Raw genomic sequence first — 14,880 nt, forward strand, 5'->3', positions numbered from 1 at the left:
TTCCACCGAAAAAGCACCATGAGCCACACCCCTACCCCCGACCAGCCCTCGAGCCCTGACCTCGCGATCGACCTCGCACGCTTTGCGGCGCGCATCGACGCATCCCGGCTTGACGACACCGTTGTCAAGGCCGTCAAGACCAACATCCTGGACACGCTGTCCTGCGCGCTTGCAGGTTCCTCCGCGAAGGCAATCTCGGAGATCCGAGGCCTGGTCGAGGAATGGGCCGGCACGCCTCAGGCCGACATGTTCGTGTTCGGCGGCCGCTTCCCTGCGCACCATGCGGCCTTTGTCAACGGCGGCATGTCGCACGCCCGCGACTATGACGACACACACGACGCCGCGATTCTCCACGCCGGCGTGACGGCCGTTCCGGCAGCCATCGCGGCTGGCCAGCTGCGCGGCGGGCTCTCCGGCGCCGAGCTGGTTGCTGCCGTGGCCGCCGGGCTGGAGGTCACCTGCCGCCTCGGCATCGCAACCGAGGTCGACATCGTTGAGAGCGGCTTCATCTACACGTCGCTGCTCGGCTATTTCGGTGCGACGGCTGCCGCCGGCCGTGCGCTGGGGCTCGATGAAGCACAGATGCTCAACGCCTTTGGCATCGTCTACAGCTCGGTTGCCGGCAACCACCAGGTGACCCGTGACGCCTCGCTCATGAAACGGCTGCAGCCAGGCCTGGCCGCCCAGGCGGCCGTGCTCGCGGTGCAGCTCGCCCAGCGCGGCATCCGCGGTGCACAGCACGTGTTTGAGGGTGCCGACGGCTTCATCCGCGTCTACCTGCACGGTCGGGTCGATCCGGCAATCGTCCGTAAGGACCTCGGGCAGCGCTTCGAGTTGCTCAACCTCAGCTACAAGCCCTACCCGTGCTGCCGTGACACGCATGCTGCCGTCGACGCTGCGTTGAAGTTGCGCACGAAGACACAGCGCAGCCCCGACGACATCGAGTCGATCCGCGTCGGCGTCACCGGGCCAGGCTACCAGATGGTGTGCGTGCCGGAGCAGGTGCGGCTGGCGCCCCGCACGATTGTCGAGGCGCAGTTCAGCATTCCCTACACCGTGGCGGCAGCGTGGGTTGACGGGCAACTGGGGATGAAACACTTCTCGGACGAGGGGCTGCAGCGGACGGACATTCTTGCTCTTGCAAAGCGTGTCCAGCCCTATGTCGACGATGAGATCGACCGAGACTGGCACCGCTTCGTCACGCCGGCGCGCATGATCGTCCGCTTCCGGGACGGCACGACGGTGGAAGAGCGCATCGACTACCCGAAGGGGCACCCGAACAATCCGATGAGCGATGCGGAGTTCGCGGCCAAATCCGCGGATTGCGCGACGTTCACGGCCCGACCCCTGGCCTCCGACGTCGCCGTGCGGCTGACCGAGACGGTCCGCCGGCTCGAGTCCCTCGGCGACATCGCCGAGCTTGTGCGCGCGATGACCTGAGCGGCGACTGGCACCGAACCTGTCCCGTCGCTGCGCCCGCTGGCATGCATCGAGCATGGCCCTTCGATGCCCAGCCGCGCCAGCCCGAGCACTTGACGACATACATCCAGGAGACCCCCATGAACAAGCGCGCCTTGCTGAAGGCCTCAGCACTTTGCCTGATAGCCACCAGCAGCTTCGGCCAGACCACCGACCAGCCGATCCGCATCATCGTCCCGCTGACCCCTGGCACGCCGAGTGACTCGGTGACCCGGATCGTCGCGACGGCGATGAGCGAGCAACTGAAGCGGCCAATCGTCATCGACAACCGCCCCGGAGCCAACGGTGTGCTTGCCGTGCAGGAACTGATGCGGTCCAAGCCCGACGGCAGCACGCTGATGCTTGGCGGCATATCACCGGTTGCGCTCAATGTCGCGGTCGTCAAGAACCTGCCATACGACCCCAAGAAGGACTTCACGCCGATTGGTGGCATCTACAACGCCTTCCAGGCTTACATAGTCGGCAACAACCTTCCGGTCAAGACCTTTCCCGAATTCATTGCCTACGCAAAGAAGAATCCTGCCAAGGTTTCGGTGGCGTACTACTCGGCGCTGACCAAGATCCAGTTCGCCGCACTGTCCAAGCTGGCCAACGTCGACTTCCTGCAGGTGCCGTACAAGTCGACGACGACGGCCTACACCGACGTCATGGGCGGCTCGGTCGATGCCAGCATCGTCGACATTGCGACTGCGATGACGCTGGTCAAGAGCGGCAAGCTCAAGGCACTGGCTATCACGCTGCCTGAACGCAGCCCCCTGGCGCCCGGTCTGCCAGCGGCATCGGAAGCAGTGCCCGGGGTGGCCGTGCCGGCTTGGTCAGGCCTCATCGGTCCGGCCGGCATGCCAAGGGACGTCGTCATGAAGTTGAACTCCGCATTGAACACCGCGCTGCAACAGAAGGAGACGGTTGCCAAGATGGCCGAAGGCGCAGCCCAGCCGTGGCCGACGACGCCGGAAGAGTTTTCAGGACACATCGGTAAGGAAATTCAGCGCTGGGTGAAAGTTGCCCAGGACGCCGGCATCCAGCCCGAATGAGGCAGTGGCGACGTTGTGCCTAAACGTCTGATTCCGCAGGCTGTGCCATGACGGCCCTTGCAGCTCCTACAGCAACCACAGGAAGACCCTATCCAATGAACGCCCTTCAAACCCCTGCTGAACCTGAACGCATCCGCATGCGAATTGGCGGCACGTGGCGCGACGCCGAAGTGCACCTTGACGTTCGCGATCCCTACCGTGGCAACGTGATTGCGCATGCACCTGTCTCTACCAAGTGCGACTGCGAAGATGCGCTTGCAGCCGCCCACCGAGCCAAGGACGCGATGGCGTCGATGCCCGGGTACGCGCGCGCCGCGCTGCTGCACCGGATGGCCGACCTGGTAAAGGAGCGCACCGAAGACATTGCCCGCACGATGACGCTCGAGACCGGCAAGGCGCTGCGCGACTCGCTCATCGAAGTGCAGCGGGCCGGCGAACTGCTTCACCTCTGCGCCGAGGAGGCCGTTCGCATTCAGGGCGAGCACATCCCGATGGATGGCACCACCATTGGCGCTGGCAAGATCGCGATGCTGATGCGTTTTCCAGTCGGCGTCGTTGCGGCAATCACGCCCTTCAATGGACCGATCAGCCTGACCGCGCACAAGCTCGGGCCGGCTCTTGCAGCCGGCAACAGCCTGGTGCTCAAACCCTCACCCAAAGCCCCGCTTTGCGTGCACAAGCTGGTCGAGGTGGCGATCGACGCCGGCGTGCCGGACGGCGCCGTCAACACGCTGTTCGGCGACGAGATCGGGCCGCAACTGGTCAGCGATGGTCGGGTCGACTTCGTCAGCTTCACCGGGTCAATCCCGGTGGGCAAGCGCATTCGTGACACGATCGGCATGAAGCGCGTTGCGCTGGAGCTCGGCGGCGTAGGGCCGACCTTCGTCCACCACGACGCCGACCTCGCCGCGGCAGTGAAGGCCTGCGCCCGCAACGCCGTCTCGCTGGCCGGGCAGAGTTGCGTCTCGGTCCAGAACGTCTACGTGCACAAGCAGGTCCATGACGCGTTCGTCGATGCGGTCTGCCGCGAGATGGACACCATCCGCTTCGGCGACCCGCTGGACATGGCCACCGACGTCGGCACGTTGATCGATGAGCAAGCGGCAATGCGCGTCGAGGGCATGCTGCAGCGGGCAGTCGATGCTGGCGCACGGCCGCTGCGCGGCTGGAGGCGCAACGGTGCCCAGCTCAACGCAACGATCCTGTCGAACGTGCAGCCACAAATGGACGTTGTGTGCCAGGAGATCTTCGGCCCCGCGATGACCATCCAGCCGTACGAGGAGATCGAGCCCATTTTCAAGGCGATCAGCGACAGCCCGTACGGCCTGCAGTGCGGTGTATTCACCAACTCGCTGCAGCTGGCGCTGGACACGTTCCGCAAGGTGCGCACCGGCGGCGTGATCGTCAACGGCACCTCCCGCTGGCGCTCCGACCAGATGCCCTACGGTGGCGTGAAGGACAGCGGCATCGGGCGAGAAGGGCCGAAGTTCTCCATCCGAGACATGACTGAAGAGCGCTTGTTCGTCCTCAACTGAAATACCGGGGCCTCTCCATGAGAATGACTGCTGCGGTGATGTACGAGCAGGGGTTGCCGGCTCCCTACGCCCAGAGCCGGCCGCTCAGGATCGAAGAGGTTGATCTGGAAGGCCCCGGGGAGGGTGAAGTGCTCGTCGAAGTGCGCGCCGCCGGACTGTGCCATTCCGATCTTTCGCAGGTCGCTGGCCTGCGCAAGCGCACGGTGCCTGTCGTGATGGGCCACGAAGGCGCCGGCATCGTGCGCGAGGTCGGCCGTGGTGTGACTGGCTTCGCGCCGGGCGACCACGTCGTGATGACGGTGGGCTCAGGATGCGGCCATTGCCGTTTCTGCATCGGTCGCCGGCCAGTGCTTTGCGATGAGGTCGGCACGTCGCGCGCCCGGGGTCTGCTGATGAACGGCGAGCGGCGACTCAGTCGAGACGGCCGGGCGCTGTTTCACCACAGCGGGGTGTCGTCCTTTGCCCAGTACGCGGTCACGGTTCCCGGCACGCTCGTCAAGGCCGATCGGGCCATCCCGCTCGACATCGCCGCGATGTTCGGCTGCGCCGTCGTCACCGGCGCCGGATGCGTGTTCAATGCCGCACAGGTGTGTCCCGGCCAGAACATCGCCATCTTCGGCCTGGGCGGCGTGGGTCTGTGCTCGGTGATGGCCGCAAAGATCGCAGGTGCCTCGGAAATCATCGGCATCGACATTCACGAGAGCAAGTTCCCGCTTGCAAAGGAGCTCGGATGCACACGGACGCTGTCGGCGCTGGACCCAACGCTGGTGCAGCAGGTGAAGGAGTTGACGAACGGCGGCGTCGACTTCGCGTTTGAGATCTCCGGCAGCAAGGCGGCGATGACATCGGCCATCGCCGTGACCTGCAAGGGCGGCGAAGTCATTGGCGTCGGCCTCGGTTCGTCAACCGACCTGTACCAGTACGCCCACACCGCGCTGGTTGCCGAGGAGAAGGTGCTGCGGGGTTCGTTGATGGGCAGCTGCGTGCCCGAGCGAGACCTGCCGCTGTACCTGAAGTACTACCTCGAGGGGCGGCTGCCGGTGCAGCGGCTCAAGAGCAGCACGATGGGCTTCGAGGACCTGAACCACGGTCTCGACCTGCTCGAAAAGGGCGCCGTCCTGCGTCAGCTGCTGCTGCCCAATGGTTGAGCCGCGCACGGACGCTCCTGTGCGCGGATCACCGACGTCAATGCCCGTTCTTTGCGCCACGCGCGAATCGAGGATCCCATGAATACCTCCTCAGAAAGCCCGGATGACTACCGGGGCTCGTACCCGAGAGCCTCACGCGAACTCCACGACTGGCATGCGCTGGCACCGGCCGCCGAAGCGGTCGAGCCAACACTGCCAATCGTCGACCCGCATCATCACTTGTTTGGCACATCCAGCGACTCCCTCCACTACCGGGTCGATGACCTTCAGGCAGACCTGGCCGGCGGTCACAACGTCATCGGTACCGTGTACATGGAGGCTTATGAAGCCGGATGGCGAACCACCGGTCCGCAGCCGCTGCGTCCGGTTGGCGAGGTGGAGCGGATCGTGGCTCTAACTCGTTCGCCGCTGGACACGGTGCACGGGAGCTGCCGGGTGGCCGCTGGCATCGTCGCCAGCGCCGACCTGTGCCTTGGCAATGCCGTCACGCAAGTCATCGATGCAGAGATCGAAGCCGCGCAAGGTCGCCTGCGCGGCGTGCGACACCATGCGGCAACGGACGCTGGCACGATCGGACGCTTCATCAAGAATCCGCCCCGCCCGCGCCTGCTCGGCGAAGCGGCATTCAGGCAGGGTTTCGCGCAGCTGAGCGGCTATGGGCTGACCTTCGACGCGTGGATCTACCACACGCAGCTCGACGAGCTGATCGAGCTGGCCGACTCTTTCCCGGATACGACCATTGTCCTGGACCACGTAGGTACAGTCATCGGCGTCGCCGAGTACCGGCCCCGGCGCGAGGAGGTGCTCGCGTACTGGCGCGCACGCATGCGCGCGCTCGCCGAGCGTCCGAACGTGCGGGTGAAGATCGGCGGGATGGGCATGCCGGTCTTCGGTTTCGGATTCGAGCGCAAACCGCGGCCGGCCAGCGCAGAGGAACTTGCGCAGGCCTGGAAGCCCTTCATCGAAACCTCGATCGAGACGTTCGGCACCGGACGCTGCATGTTCGAAAGCAATTTCCCGGTAGACAAGCAATCGTGCAGCTACACCGAGCTGTGGAACGCCTTCAAGCTCGCAACCACGTCCCTGACGAAGGACGAGCGCAGCGATCTCTTCTACCGGACGGCCTGCCGGACCTACCGCCTGCCCGACCTTGAGGCCGAAGGCGACCGCTGGCTGTCGCTCGACTCAAAGGAGTAATTGTCCATGAGACTCGCGAACAAGGTGGCCATCGTGACAGGCGGGGGCGCCGGCATCGGCCGCGCCTGCGTCGAGTTGTTTGCGCGTGAGGGCGCGCGCGTGGTGATCGCTGAGCTCGACACGACAACTGGGCAAGCCGTGCAGGAGGCAGTGGTTGCGAATGGCGGCGCCGCGATGTTTGTTCCCACGGACGTCAGTGATCCGACAAGCATGCAGCACCTGGTCGAGACCGCGATGCAGGCCTACGGCCAGCTCGACGTGCTCTACAACAACGCAGGAGGCTCGACGACGCAGGATGGGCCGGTGACCACGGCGCCGTTCGACGAGTTCTGGCGCAAGATGAGAATTGACCTCTTCGGTACCTGGCTGGGTTGTCACTACGCCATCCCGCACATGATTGCCGGGGGCGGAGGCTCCATCGTGAACGCGAGCTCGATGTACGCGCTCACGGGCACGCCTAACCGCGATGCCTACACCGCGGCGAAAGGCGCCATCACGGCGCTGACGCGCTCCATGGCCGTGGAGTTCGCCAAGCAGAAGGTGCGCGTCAATGCCGTCGCGGCTGCGGGCACGACGACCGAGCGCGTGCGCAAGCGCATCGAGGCGAACCAGATCTCGCAGCGCGTGCTGGACGCGCACCTGCTGGGCCTGGTCGATCCAACCGACGTAGCGCACGCCGTGCTCTACCTGGCCTGCGACGAGTCCCGGACCACAACCGGACAGGTGCTGGCTGTCGACAGCGGATTGACGATCTCCTGAGCCCTACCCATCCCGCACTGCCAGGCGCCACAGAACCCTTGATCCGGCGCCGCCAGGCGCCAAAGCAGAGCAACAGGAGACACCAATGGACAGACGCTACTTTCTGCAATCGCTGGGCATTGCTGCCGCCTGGCCGGCAGGCGCGCTTGCTCAGAGTCCCGGACGCCCGATCCGGATCGTGCTCTCCCTGCCCGCCGGGAGCGCCATCGATTTCCAGGCTCGCTTGGTTGCACCACACCTTGCCACAAGCTTGGGCCAGCCAGTCGTCATAGACAACAAGCCGGGGGGCAAGGACATCATCGCGATGCAGGACGTGATCAAGTCAGCGCCGGACGGCCACACGCTCTACATGGGATCGCTGTCGCCGCTGGCCATCAACGTCGCCCTGGTCAAAGGCCTGCCGTACGACCCCCGACGCCACGTGACGCCAATCGCCGGGATGGCATTGACAAACCACGTGCTGATGGTCCGGTCCGATTTTCCGGCCAAAACCTTCGGCGAGTTCATCGCCTACGTCAAGCAGCGGCCCGGCAGCGTCAGCATCGCGCATGCCACCACGCTGGTCCAGACGCAGATCGCGACGTTGAATAGGATGGCCGGCATCGAACTCCTGCCCATTCCCTACAAGGGCACATCACAGACGATCACCGACGTCATCGGTGGTGCTCTGCAGGCCACGCTTCTTGATCCGGGGAACGCTCTGGCCCAAATGAAGGGCGGTCAGCTGCGCGCATTGGCCGTGACCTCGCTCAAGCGCAACCCGTTGACGCCGGATCTGCCCGCCATCTCCGAGACGCTGCCGGGATTCGACTTCTCGGCCTGGACGGCCATGGTTGGACCGGCGGGCATGTCGAGCGAGGTGGTGCAGCGCATCAATGCGGCAATGAACCAAGCGTTGAGGCACAAAGACGTCACCGAGAAGCTGGCCCAGGCGGCCACGCTGCCTCTCATTCTTTCACCCGAAGAGCTCAAGGCATTGATCGAGTCGGACACGGCCCGCTGGATCAAGCTGACGCGCGAGGCCAATATCCAACCGGAATGAAGGTGTCGGTCGCCGCGAGGCGGCCTACGCTGCGGTCAGCACACAGAATCACACGATCCGGTAGACGCGCCGCGCGGTACCAGAGAAGAGCTCGCTGCGCTCCGCGTCGGTACATCCCAAGGTGGCAAGCTTGAAGGCATTCCAGATCGTGCCGTAGCTGCCCGCTACCCCGTCGGGCGGGAAGTTGCTGCCGAACATGCATCGCGCAGGTCCGAACGCGTCGATGCAGGTTTCGATGTAGGGCCGCCAAGCCTGCGCCAGCTCCCTCGCGCTGGGCGGGATCGGTCGGTCCTCGAAAGAAAAGCCGCATCGCTGCCGCGCGATGCCGCCAAGCTTCATCACCATGTTCGGACGGCGTGCGGCATCCACCACCAGCGCCTGCCACCGCGCGAACGTGTCCGGACGCGCATAGGCACCCACACCGAGCGGCCCGCCACAGTGGTTGACAATGATGGGAACGCCGGGAAACGCGTCGGCCAGGTTGCACAGTTCGGGCAGTTGCGGGTGGTACTGCCAAGCGTCGTACGACAGCCCACGTGCTGCCAGGCGACCAAAGCCCGCACGGAAGTTCGCATCCGACAGCAAGCCAGGCGGCGCGTGGGGTCGTCCTCCGGGGTTGATGTTCGGGTCGGCATCCCACGCAACGTTGACACGGATGCCGCGCAGTCTGTCGCCGCTGGCCCGCGCCAGTGCGTCGAGCACCTCGTCAACGGCCGGACCGATCGTCAGGTCTGCTGCGCCGACGAAGGCGGCGCCAACCTCCGTGGGCCCGAACAGGCCGCTGGCGCTCATTGCCGCCATCCCGGCGACGAATTCCGCCTCGCCCACGGGCTGCATCGCCAAAGGTCCGCTGCGCCGGTACATCGCGCCGGACTCGACGCAGACCGTGGCAGTCACGTTGTGGCCGCCGGCCAGATCCGCCGCGAACTCGTCCAGCAGGTAGCGGCTTCCGGGGCGCAGCCAGAGGTGATGGTGGCTGTCGACAATGGGCAGGTCCGGCAGGACGATCGGCTCCACGTTGCTCACTCCGGCTGCAGGCCCGAGACCTTCACCAGGTGCGCCCAGGCCTTGATCTGATCCTTGGTGAACGCCGCGAGAGCCTGCGGCGTCGAAGTTCTCGGCGCCAAGCCCAGGCGCTCGAACTGGTCATGCCCCTCCTTGCTCGCGATAGCCTTGACAAAGGCACTGTTGAGGACATCGATGACGGGTTGGGGCGTACCGCGCGGGGCGTACAGCGCGAGAAACGTCGTGATCTCCTGGTAGCCCGGCACGCCCGCATCGGCGATGGTCGGCAGCGAGCGCATGGACGGCAGGGGGACCGGCGCGGTGACCGCCAGTGCACGTATCGCGCCTTGCTTGATGAATTGATCTGCCACCAGCGGATCGCTGATGATGAAGTCGACGCGACCGGCTACCAGTTCCAGCATGGCTTGCGACGCTCCCTTGAAGGGAATCTCCGTCGCGCTGATACCGGTGATCGATTGCAACAGCCCGACAGCAACCTTGTTGCCGGAGTTCCCGACGCCATAGTTGAGCTTGCCGGGGCGAGCTTTCGCGTACGCGATGAACTCTGGAACTGTCTTGATTGGCAGGTCTGCCCTGACAACCAGCACGAGCGGGTTGGCACTGACGAGCGTGATCGGCTCAAAGTCACGCAACGGGTCGTACGTGAGGTTTTTTACCAGGTGCACGTTGGCGGCCATCGTGGTGTTGCCACCCATGAACAGCGTGTAGCCGTCTGGTGGAGCGCGGCGGGCTTGGTCGGCTCCGATGGTACCGGCCGCGCTGGCACTGCTGACGACGACCACCGGTTGCCCCAAGGTCTTGGCCGCCTGCTCCCCCAGGTAGCGCAGCAGTGTGTCCGACTGGCTGCCGGGCGTGGCCGTGCTGATGACCTGGATCGGCTTGGACGGGTAACGAGGCTGCGTCCAGCCCACATGGGACGCCGCCGCCAAAGTCATTGCCAGCAACCATCGCATGAACGTTATCAACGTTGAGGATTTTCTGGTCTGCATGTTGTGTCTCCTGCAGGCAGTCTAGAAAGCAGCTGCGATTGCCGTCCAACGCCATTTCTCGATGCCGGGCTTCTCGCTTTCTGGATGCAATCAAGCGGACGCGACCTCGCTATGTGGTAGCAACCCTCATTGATGCGGCACACTCATCACGTTAACGTATTAACGCTTATACGTCATATTGTTCTTATATACGAACAAGTGCGTTACCTCGGGACATCGACGAATTGGGCCGTGTGTGCCCGCTCGGCGCTTGGCCCGCCCTTTCAAGCAGGAGACTGTTCGCATGCGACGTCGCACGTTCGTCAAGATGCTCGGCTCGACTTGTGTCGCAGGCACGGCCTTCGCACAGTCTGGCACTGGCAAGCCGATCCGGATCATCGTGCCGCTGTCCACCGGAACACCGAGCGACGCCGTGGCACGCATCGTTGCTCCCAAGCTCAGCTCCCTGCTGGGCCAGTCAGTGATCGTCGACAACAAGCCAGGGGCCAATGGGCTGATCGCGGTGCAGGACCTGATGCGTTCACCGGCCGATGGCAGCGCTCTGATGATGGGTTCGGTATCGTTCCTTGGAATCAACGTGGCACTGGTGAAGAATCTGTCCTACGACCCGCGGCGTGACCTCACGCCGATTGCCGGCGTCTACTCCGGTAATCACGCCTGGATGGTGCATCCTGGCGTTGCAGCGCGGTCGCTCTCCGAGCTCGTTGCGCTCGCCAAAGCGCGCCCTGGTCAGCTGCGCGCCGGCTATGGATCGACTTTGGTCCAGGTGCAGTTGCTCGCGTTCGAGAAAATGGCCGGTGTCGAGTTTCTGAAAATCCCGTACAAGTCGACGGCCACCAACACGACCGACCTGATGGGTGGCACCCTGGATCTTGGCCTTCTTGACATGGGCACGGCCATGGTTCTGGCCAGGGATGGGAAATTGCGCGCGCTTGCCACAAGCCCTCTCAAACGCCATCCGCTCACGCCGGACTGGCCAGCCGTGTCGGAGACATTGCCTGGTTACGACATCGCGTCCTGGTCCGCACTCGTGGGCCCGGCAGGCATGTCGCAAGATGGGGTGAGTCGCATCAGCGACGCGATAGCACAAATCCTGCGACAGAAGGATGTGATCGAAAGCCTTGCCAAAGCCGGCACGGTGCCAATGGCAATGACACCGCCGCAACTGCAGGACCACATTGCCGCCGAGGTGACAAAGTTCATCACCATCGCGCGGCAAGCCAACCTCGAACCCGAGTGAACATCCGAAGCAGCGGGTCGTGCATCCCCTGGTCAGCGCTACGACAGCTCGCACGCTGTACTCAAATGGTTGCGCCGGACGAGAATGTGCGGCTGGCCCACGAGTCGACGTACACGGTCAAGACACCGCTGTTGCTTTTTTGAGCTAAGGCTGAACTTGACGTGTCGGCCCGAACAACACCATGGCGTGTTACGGGCTCACCAGCCCGATCATGCACCCTGGGTTCGATCGTAAGCGCAGACCCCCATGCGCCTATTCGTTGCCAGCCGCTTCATCTGGCTCTATTCGAGATCATCAAGGAGGTCGAGGGGTACTCGGCCTCGTTGGTGCTGCGGCGCTGCAGGCAGGTGTCGAAGTCAGTGCCGGGCCCTTCCCTTAGCAACGTCTTGCCGCCAGCCCAGGAAGGAGCCGAAGGTTCAAACTTGGGTCTCAAAGATCCTTCGCGGCAGTCAAGTCACTCTGAAATCCATGCGCGGCACCCCGCCTCTGCGCATTCAGAGCGCTTGGGATGGCTTGGGCTCGTGCCGCGCATGTAACACAGGCTTCATGCGACCTGGGGCCGCACTCCACCGCAGCGTGGTTCTGCAGCTCACGTTCTGAATACGGCGAAGGCCTGCTACAGCCGCAGACGCAAGCCGCCAACCCCCTTCTCAGCGCTATGGCTGCGTCAACGCTGCCGGCAGCCGCCGTTGCCCGCCCCGACGCCGGGCCAGAACGTGACACGCCGCAGATGAACTGACGCCCGCACGGGTGTTCACAAGCGGCACGTGCCGCAGGGATACCGCCACTGGAAGGAGCGGCGAGCGCTTCGTGATCCCGCTTTGTCGCCAGACGTCGGCGGTGCAGGGCCATGGTTCCTCATGAGAACGAGCGCGTGCGCACGACGGCGTCTGCACGCGAACAACTTTCGGGCCGACGCCCGCTTGGTCGCCATGCGCACAAACCCGAATGACACGGTCCGCTAGTCCATCTACATTTGAGTCGTATATACGAAAGCGAATTCGCATAAGCGAACTATTAACCATAGCAGGTTGCATCGCGACAGCGTGATTTGGATGAACACCCGTATGGAGACAAGCTTGCCCAACTCCTCCCTTTCCCGACGTAAAGCGGTGATCGCTCTGGCAATGACCACCATCGCGGCAGCGGCAGGTGCGCAGCAGCAGCCGGCACCCTATCCGAACAAGCCCATCAAGATCCTGGTTGGTGTACCGCCAGGGGGCAGCACCGACACAGTCGCCCGCCTTTTCGCTGAATGGCTGCGCGAAAGCATGGGACAGCCAACGATTGTTGAAAACCGGCCGGGCGCGAATACGGCCGTCGCGGCCGATGCCGTGGCCCACTCGGCACCCGACGGCTATACGCTGTTGGTGGCAACCGACGCGTTCATCACGGTGCCGTTGCTCAAGAAGGCGAGCTTCGACCCGTTCAAGGATTTCGCTCCAGTTGCCACGCTGACAGTGAATCCCTTTGTGATGGCCGTGCACCCTTCACTGCCCGTCAACACGTTGAAGGAATTCATTGCTTACGCCAAGGCACGACCGGACAAGCTGAGCTACGCGTCTTCAGGCAACGGCGGTGCCACCCATCTTGGAACCGAGAAGTTCAAGATGCTCACAGGTACCCGCATCATCCACATTCCCTACCGCGGCGCAGGTCCGGCATTGAACGATGCGATTGGTGGCCAGGTCGAGCTCTCGATGTGGACGCCACTGGCCATCGGGACGCACGTTGCAACCGGCAAACTAAAGCCGCTGGCTGTCACCGGCCCGCACCGCGTCTCCACCCTGCCCCAAGTGCCGACTTTTGCCGAAGCAGGCCTTCCCGCGTTCGATCACCAGGCTTGGCAAGGAGTCTTCGCACCGGCAGGCACACCACAACCTGTCATCGATCGCCTCAACGTGGAGATCAAAAAGATGCTCGCGCAACCGAGGATCAAGGAAACGCTCGACAAGCAAGGAGTCGATCCGTTCTATTTGGCCGCCGAGAAGGTGCCGGAATTTCTGCGCCGCGAGTCGGCAGGACTGGCCACCCTTGTCAAGTCCGCCAACGTCACGATGGATTGAGGAGGCTTGCATGACTGACAACCCGACCCTTGCGCTTACTCGTTATGCGGCATCGACGTCGCTAGAGGCCCTTCCCGCAGATGTGGTTGATCGCGCGAAGCAAGTGATCTTTGATGAGGTGGCCTGCGCCTGCTTCGGCCGCAGGAGTCTTGCGGGCGACTTGGGTGCGCGGTACGCCGGCCAGTTTGGCGGCGCTGCGGAAGCCCGTATCCATGCCAGCGCGCAACGTGTGGCAGCTCCCTACGCGGCACTCGCCAACGGTGCAGCTGGCCACGGCGAAGAAGTGGACGGCGCACATGTCGTGGGCGGCCATCCGGGCGCCTCGATCGTGCATGCCGCAGTCGCGATGGCGGAGCGCCAGCGCAGCTCTGGAGCCGAGCTCATCAATGCCGTCGTGCTCGGATATGAGGTGGGTACACGCGTGGTCAAGGCCTGCGGCACCCTGTTCTCCGTCAAGAATCGCTTCGGCCTGAATTCCGATTTCCTGTATACGCTGGGGGCGACGGCCGCAGCATGCCGCCTGATGCGGCTGGACTCCAACGCGCATGGCCACGCCTTGGCGCTGTCCACGTTCCAGTCCAACGCGCTTTGCGCCTTTTATGCCGAGAAGCGACACATCAGCAAGTCGTTTTGCAACGGTCAATTCGCATTCACGGGCGTCAGTGCCGCACTGATGGCGGTAGCAGGCCTCGAGGGTCACGAAGACATCCTCGGCGCCCCCTACGGCGTACTGCATGCCTGGGGTGTCGAGGGCGGTCGCGAGATCCTGCTGGATCGTCTTGGAAGCCATTTCGGCATCATGGACGCAAATTTCAAGCTGTTGAACGCCGGGTACCCCATCCACGCGCCGGTAGAGGCGGCTTTGACCCTTGTGGCGCAGCACGGCATAGCGCCCAGTGCGATCGAGTCGATCGACGTCGGCATGCCGACCCAGACGATGAAGGTGGTGGACAACCGCGACATGCACAACATCTGCCTGCAAGACATGCTCAGTGCAGCCTTGGTCCGCGGCGGGCTTGCGCTGCGGGAATCGCCCTTTCCCGCCGTGCTGAACGACCCGGTGTTCCAGCAACTGCGCCCCCGCGTCCAGTTGCGAGGCCACCCCGATCTTGACCGCGACCAGCCTGATGGCCGCGGTGCGATCGTGACGATGACGACCCGGGACGGTGCAGTGGTGTCGGCTCGAATCGACTATCCGAAGGGCCACAGCCGGCGGGGAGGTTTGAGCTGGTCCGATCTTTCCGCGAAGTGGCGCGAGGGCATGCCGGAGCGTGACGTCGACCGCATCGCCTCGCATACACGGCGCCTGGAGGACGCCGAGGACGTTTGCGAATGGCTTGACACATTTTCGGCCAGACCCTGACG

At 64.0% G+C, this 14,880-nt stretch carries 12 protein-coding genes; 10 read left to right on the forward strand and 2 right to left on the reverse strand.

Annotated elements, in window-relative coordinates:
• The first annotated feature begins 18 nt into the window (after positions 1-18).
• From H537_RS0131105 to H537_RS0131135, 7 genes are all read left to right on the forward strand, one after another.
• Positions 19-1,440 (forward strand): MmgE/PrpD family protein, encoded by a 1,422-nt coding sequence (locus H537_RS0131105; protein WP_029001002.1) that lies wholly within the window; start codon positions 19-21, stop codon positions 1,438-1,440.
• 119 nt (positions 1,441-1,559) lie between these two features.
• Positions 1,560-2,513: a Bug family tripartite tricarboxylate transporter substrate binding protein gene (locus tag H537_RS0131110; RefSeq protein ID WP_029001003.1), complete on the forward strand. Its 954-nt coding sequence runs from the start codon at positions 1,560-1,562 to the stop codon at positions 2,511-2,513.
• Positions 2,514-2,608: 95 nt separating this feature from the next.
• Positions 2,609-4,048 (forward strand): aldehyde dehydrogenase family protein, encoded by a 1,440-nt coding sequence (locus tag H537_RS0131115; protein WP_051243754.1) that lies wholly within the window; start codon positions 2,609-2,611, stop codon positions 4,046-4,048.
• A 17-nt stretch (positions 4,049-4,065) separates the two neighbouring features.
• Positions 4,066-5,196: a zinc-binding dehydrogenase gene (locus H537_RS0131120; protein WP_029001005.1), complete on the forward strand. Its 1,131-nt coding sequence runs from the start codon at positions 4,066-4,068 to the stop codon at positions 5,194-5,196.
• A 78-nt stretch (positions 5,197-5,274) separates the two neighbouring features.
• On the forward strand, positions 5,275-6,393 hold the full coding sequence (locus tag H537_RS46525) for an amidohydrolase family protein (protein WP_084151071.1): 1,119 nt from the start codon (positions 5,275-5,277) through the stop codon (positions 6,391-6,393).
• A 6-nt stretch (positions 6,394-6,399) separates the two neighbouring features.
• A complete protein-coding gene (locus H537_RS0131130; RefSeq protein WP_029001006.1) occupies positions 6,400-7,152 on the forward strand; it encodes an SDR family NAD(P)-dependent oxidoreductase in 753 nt (250 codons plus the stop codon).
• Between the two features lie 85 nt (positions 7,153-7,237).
• Positions 7,238-8,194 (forward strand): Bug family tripartite tricarboxylate transporter substrate binding protein, encoded by a 957-nt coding sequence (locus H537_RS0131135; RefSeq protein ID WP_029001007.1) that lies wholly within the window; start codon positions 7,238-7,240, stop codon positions 8,192-8,194.
• Positions 8,195-8,242: 48 nt separating this feature from the next.
• Here the strand turns inward: H537_RS0131135 and H537_RS46530 are convergent, their stop codons facing one another.
• Both H537_RS46530 and H537_RS0131145 read right to left on the reverse strand, forming a co-directional pair.
• Positions 8,243-9,211: an amidohydrolase family protein gene (locus H537_RS46530; RefSeq protein WP_238446872.1), complete on the reverse strand. Its 969-nt coding sequence runs from the start codon at positions 9,209-9,211 to the stop codon at positions 8,243-8,245.
• 5 nt (positions 9,212-9,216) lie between these two features.
• Positions 9,217-10,209, reverse strand: a complete 993-nt coding sequence (locus tag H537_RS0131145; RefSeq protein WP_029001008.1) for a Bug family tripartite tricarboxylate transporter substrate binding protein — start codon at positions 10,207-10,209, stop codon at positions 9,217-9,219.
• Positions 10,210-10,492: 283 nt separating this feature from the next.
• Between H537_RS0131145 and H537_RS0131150 the strand changes: the two genes are divergently transcribed.
• From H537_RS0131150 to H537_RS46535, 3 genes are all read left to right on the forward strand, one after another.
• Positions 10,493-11,449 carry a Bug family tripartite tricarboxylate transporter substrate binding protein gene (locus H537_RS0131150; protein WP_029001009.1) on the forward strand — a complete coding sequence of 319 codons (957 nt, stop codon included), beginning with the start codon at positions 10,493-10,495 and terminating at the stop codon, positions 11,447-11,449.
• Positions 11,450-12,528: 1,079 nt separating this feature from the next.
• The gene (locus tag H537_RS0131155; RefSeq protein WP_169517124.1) at positions 12,529-13,515 is read left to right on the forward strand and encodes a Bug family tripartite tricarboxylate transporter substrate binding protein; all 987 of its coding nucleotides are present in this window, start codon (positions 12,529-12,531) and stop codon (positions 13,513-13,515) included.
• A gap of 10 nt (positions 13,516-13,525) precedes the next feature.
• The gene (locus H537_RS46535; protein WP_043460805.1) at positions 13,526-14,878 is read left to right on the forward strand and encodes an MmgE/PrpD family protein; all 1,353 of its coding nucleotides are present in this window, start codon (positions 13,526-13,528) and stop codon (positions 14,876-14,878) included.
• Positions 14,879-14,880: the final 2 nt, after the last annotated feature.

It is taken from the genome of Azohydromonas australica DSM 1124 (assembly GCF_000430725.1).
Lineage (GTDB): Bacteria > Pseudomonadota > Gammaproteobacteria > Burkholderiales > Burkholderiaceae_C > Azohydromonas > Azohydromonas australica.